A 5289-nucleotide genomic window follows, 5' to 3' on the forward strand; every position below is an offset into this window, starting at 1 on the left:
TTTACAAATTGCTGATGTGTCAGTCCGTGTTTCGCAACAAGCCAAATACTCGGGTGACCTTTAGCCTGATCAACCGGTCCAAAGATGTACCGCTTGCGGATTTGATCGACGAAGGCGAGTTGCGCGAGCAATTGGACCACATCAGGTCACTGTCGCTGTCACGCGGAGAAAGCACATGGCTGCGCGGCAATACATTCTACGGCAAACGCCAAATGTTTCGCCCGGATTTCATGGAGTGGTTCGAGAAACTGCGTTTGCCGCCCTACCATTTGGAACGCAAAGGCGATCAATACGAGCTGACGTTTGAAGGCAGCTGGCCGGAAGTTATGTTGTGGGAAATCCCGGCATTGGCGGTGCTGATGGAATTGCGTGGCAGAGCGGTTCTAAACACTATGGGCAAATTCGAGCTGCAGGTTTTGTATGCCCGCGCAATGACGCGCGTATGGGAGAAAATCGAAGCGCTGCGCGATATTCCGGACCTTTCGATTGCCGATTTCGGCACCCGCCGCAGGCATAGTTATTTGTGGCAAGATTGGTGTGTTCAAGCCATGCAAGAGGGTTTGGGGACAGCCTTTACAGGCACGTCCAATTGCAAAATCGCCATGACCCGCGAATTGGAAGCGATCGGTACGAATGCGCATGAATTGCCGATGGTTTACGCCGCATTGGCTGCGACCGATACAGCATTGGCGCAGGCCCCCTATGACGTCCTGTCCGACTGGCACGACGAACACGAAGGCAACTTGCGGATCATCTTGCCCGACACGTTCGGAACGAAGGGGTTTTTGGACAAAGCCCCTGATTGGCTGGCAGGTTGGACAGGCATTCGGATCGACAGCGGCGACCCTGCCACGGCGGCCGAACTGGCTATTGATTGGTGGCGCAAGCGCGGCGAAAATCCGGCTGACAAACGGATCATCTTCAGCGATGGGCTTGATGTCGACAAAATCCGGCTGCTGCACAGCCAGTTTTCGGGGCGCACGAATGTGTCTTTTGGATGGGGCACCTTGCTGACGAATGATTTTCGCCGTCTGGTTCCTGGCAATCGACTGGCTCCGTTTTCATTGGTGTGTAAAGCAGTTGAGGCCAATGGCGCGCCCACGGTCAAATTGTCGGACAATCCTAACAAAGCAATGGGGCCAGAGGATGAAATCGCCAGATATAAACAGGTTTTCGGTGTCGGAGATCAGGTGCCGCTGGATGTCATTGTGTAAGATGTCGGTGCGTGACCTTCACGTTTGAACGAGCGGTCTGATCGGGAATTGCAAAAGGGGTTAGGTTGCATTGTTCCGATCTGCGTTCAAAAAAGAGACCGTTCGAAGCGCCGGCAGGGCAGGAATGTAAGTTAGCCATATCTTGTTGGCGGTTCTCGGAAAGATGACCTTCCAAGAACCGCCTTGGTTTAAAATTCTTCCCATCCAGTCTGGGTCGATGTTGCTCCAACCACAGCTTTTTGCGGTTCTATATGTTCAGGCAGGCTTGCATCTGGCGGTGTTATTTTTTGTTCGGGCGCGTCTGGTTTAGCGGCTAAAGACACCCCGTGGAACTGACGCAATGCGTTCGCAAGGGCTGTTGCTTCGCCGCTTAGAGAAACACTTGATGCTGTCATTTCTTCGAGCGCGGCCGCGTTGGTTTGCGACGCAGAGTCGATAGACTGAATGGCGGTATTCACCTCATCGATACCTCCCGACTGTTGTTCGACTGCGGTGGCGATATCGCTGATCTGCCCCGAAGCGACTTCGACTTCGCTGATGATGCCTTCTAGCGCCTGCCGGGATAGTCCGACCTGTTCAACACCTGCCTCGACACTTTTAGTGTTCCTCTCGATCACTTGGCTGATTTCTTAAACGGCTTCCTGCGACCGGAGTGCAAGCGCACGGACCTCAGAGGCGACAACCGAGAACCCACGACCCGCCTCACCTGCACGCGCTGCCTCTACGCCTGCGTTGAGCGCCAGCAGATTGGTCTGGAATGCGATATCCTCGATCACCTTCACCACGCGATCAATCTGCGCTGATGCGTCTATCATCGCGTTGATAGAGGCCTCAGTTTCATTCGAAACCTCTCGCGTTTTGGCTGCACGCTCTCGGACTCTATGCGTTGCATCGTCGGCTGCTTTGGCGTTTTGAACAACTTGGCGAATACTCGCCGTGATTTGTTCTACGGCTGCAGATGTTTCCTCGACCGCAGCTGCACTGTCCTCTGCGCGCTTTGCCATGCTTCCTGAAGACGATTCCAATTCGGCCGCAGTGGACGACACGCTTTGCCCATTGTTCATGATTTGCGCCATGGTATGCGATAGTGTTGTCAGTGCTTGGTTGAAATCACTTTGCATGCGTTCGAACACGCCTTCGCGGTGGCCGTCGATGCGGATACCCAAGTTGCCTTTGGACAGTTCACCGATGCTGCTGACGACATCAGAAATGTTCGTTTCAGTGGCCTCAAGCAGACGGTTGATAACATCGGCCAGTCCGGCAAGGCTTTCGTCATCCATACTATCAGACATGCGGTTGGAAAAATTTCCCGATGCAGCTTCGCCAAGGACACGCTCCATATCTGTTTGGAAATTCTGCAAAATTTCCATACGTTCGCGTTCGTTTCTGCGCTCTTCTTCTTCGGCGGTGCGGCGTTCCTTTTCCAACGCGACATCGCGGTCTCGATCCGCAGCTTCGCGCTCGCGCTCCAGTTTTTCCTTTTCCTTAACCTCAATGTCTAGATCTCTGGCGTGGCGAGCATTGTCTAGAAATACGACCATTGCGTTGGTCATCTTGCCAACCTCATGGTCATCCTGGGTCGGGTGGATATCCACCTCGAGATTGCCGTCTGCCAGCTCTTTCATATTCTCGGTAATGGTCGTTAAGTTGCGCGAGATGATGCGCCCGGTGACAAACGCCAAGACACCGCCCAACACACTGCCAAGGATTGCAAAAACCGCGACGATGATGATGGATCTCTGTGCTGCGACCTGACCTGCGGGGCCCAATGTGTTTTGCTGATCAACCACATAATCCACAGTGTGTTCGATTGCTGTTAAAACCTCTGGCCCGATGTTGTCCACACGGCCGTACAGCGCGTTACGCGCGAATATTACGTCGGCCACCTCGGATGAGGTTGTGTCAAAATCATCAAGGTCGGTCATGGTCATTTGCGTTAACTCACGACGGCGAGGGTTTTCTAGCTCTCCCAAAAGGGTGTTCAAACCTACGCGGGCGGTGTCGATTTCTTTGGTCGAGCGTGCCGCATCATCTGGGTCGTTTGAAACCAGAAAACGCTCAAAATACAGACGCCCCAAAAGCAAATTCGTAGCGGCCAGCCCGGCAGCAGAACTGATACTGGCATCGTTATCCTGCAATGCGGTTTCCATCACGTCAGACAGCTGCCGCCGAGCCTTCAGACCCGACGCTGAAGCTTTGTCCACCAACTGGTTGCGTTGGGCCTGTAGCTCAACGGCCTGAGCCATGCTTTGCTCATATTCTTCGAGGGCAGCGGGAATTTGTTCCAGCTCTTCTAAACCTTCATACCCCGTCATCATCTCGCGGAGCTGCCCTTCGAACTCCAGAACCTCTGCAATGTTCTCGCGTACGGATTCGAGGTGCGCAGGATCACCCGTCAAACGGTATTTGGACGATGCCAGGCGTGCCTCAAAGATATCTTCCATGATATCGCCTGCAATCAGGCTCTCTTTGGCCGTAGACCTATAATCAACAAACGTGCTTGCGAGCCTGCTTGTTTGGTACGCACCAAAACCGCCAACCACGAGCATTAGGGCAACCATCGCCCCCATACTTAGATAAATACGCATTACGATAGACATTTCGTCTCCCTCGAATCAGTCTTTGCTAACTGCTAGAAGGGAAGTCTTTCGAATACATTTAAGGGCCCACGACTTCGTGAAAAATCAATACGATGCTTGGTCTGTAGAATTTTCTACACACAGAGCTTTACAAGCAATCCGCGCGATCTGCGCATACGGTCTGCGGCGGTCCATCTGGCCGCCAGAATATCCTAAAAAACGGCCTCGCAACGGGCGGCCAGATCCAGCAGGCTATGATCGCTCAGGCCGGCCGCTATTAGCATAATCCCGATCGTTTCGGCATTGTGGGAAAACGGCATGGAAATACTGCAGCCATTCATGACATTGGCGATGGTCGGGTTGCGCAGGGCTTGTAGGTTGATCCGCCCATAGGCTGCATCTGAGGTCATCGTATCGAATTTTGGCGGCAAAATAGGCACCGTTGGCATCAACAACACACGACCGGCCAGATCCGCTTCAAACGCCCTGATCAGCCGTGCCCGTTGGTTTAAGGTCTGCCTGTAGGCCACGGCTGATACCTCGTCGGCGCGGGCCATCCGGCTGGCGACACGGGGGTCAAACTGGTCAAGTTGGGCTTGAAACATCTCGTCATAAACAGCGCGGCTTTCGACGGCTGAAAACTGCCAGACAGCCAGTGTTTTCATTGCCTCAAGGGATGCAAAGGATTGCGTTTTTACGGTACATCCGGCCTCTTGGAGCAGCTTGACTGCGGCATCAAAACCGGCGCGTACTGCTGGCTCCAGATCATCCATGCCGAAGTTATCAAGGACAATAAATTCTGGCTTAACCTCCTGGAAATTATCTATATCAGGGTCCGAAATCGCCTGCCACGCGGCACGGCAGGTGGCCACATCACGCGCCATCGGCCCCACACTATCCAGACTGGCGGAAAGCGGGCAACAGCCCCTTTGGGACATGGTCGTCTGGCTTGGTTTAAAACCGGTGATCCCGTTGAAGGCCGCAGGGATCCGCAGCGACCCACCCGTATCCGTGCCGATCGCAATATCGGCCAAACCGCGTGCCACGCTGATGGCCCCACCTGACGTCGAGCCCCCCGGAATGCACCCCGGATAGAGCGCGTTTTCAGGCGTGCCATAATGGGGGTTCAGCCCCAGCCCCGAATAGGCCAGCTCGGTCATATTGGTGTGACCGACCAGCACGCAACCCTGCGCCCGCAGCTTTGCTACAACATCTGCATCGGCGGTGGCGGGGCGGTTGCGCGCCATAAAGGTTGTCCCCGCGTGGGTGACATGCCCTTTCACATCAAAGAGGTCTTTGATGGAAACCAAGGCCCCACTCAGCACCGATGCCGTTTGCACAACCGGTTCGTTGTGGAACACATGGGTGTAGACATGCCGGACGTCTGGCGTGTCTGCGGTAAGGCGGGCCTGCACGTCGGCAAGGCGGGTGGCGGCGGTTTCGGCGGACCATGGAAAGGCAGTGGGCATTGTGATTACTCTTTTAGGTATGTGTTG

2 protein-coding genes and 1 pseudogene are annotated in these 5289 nt (G+C 54.5%); 1 reads left to right on the plus strand and 2 read right to left on the minus strand.

What is annotated here, in order from left to right:
* A partial coding sequence (locus ABJQ89_RS05345) for a nicotinate phosphoribosyltransferase (RefSeq protein WP_348495234.1) occupies window positions 1–1214 on the plus strand: 1214 nt, incomplete at its 5' end.
* A 188-nt stretch (window positions 1215–1402) separates the two neighbouring features.
* Here ABJQ89_RS05345 and ABJQ89_RS05350 read toward each other — a convergent pair.
* Window positions 1403–3814, minus strand: a pseudogene (locus tag ABJQ89_RS05350) (methyl-accepting chemotaxis protein).
* A 191-nt stretch (window positions 3815–4005) separates the two neighbouring features.
* On the minus strand, window positions 4006–5262 hold the full coding sequence (locus ABJQ89_RS05355; RefSeq protein WP_348406451.1) for an amidase family protein: 1257 nt from the start codon (window positions 5260–5262) through the stop codon (window positions 4006–4008).
* Window positions 5263–5289 lie beyond the last annotated feature (27 nt).

Source organism: Planktotalea sp. (assembly GCF_039984035.1).
Lineage (GTDB): Bacteria > Pseudomonadota > Alphaproteobacteria > Rhodobacterales > Rhodobacteraceae > Planktotalea.

Coding starts and splice junctions, on each gene's coding strand:
- ABJQ89_RS05355 (WP_348406451.1), bottom strand. CDS start 5,262: ATGCCCACTGCCTTTCCATGGTCCGCCGAAACCGCCGCCACCCGCCTT.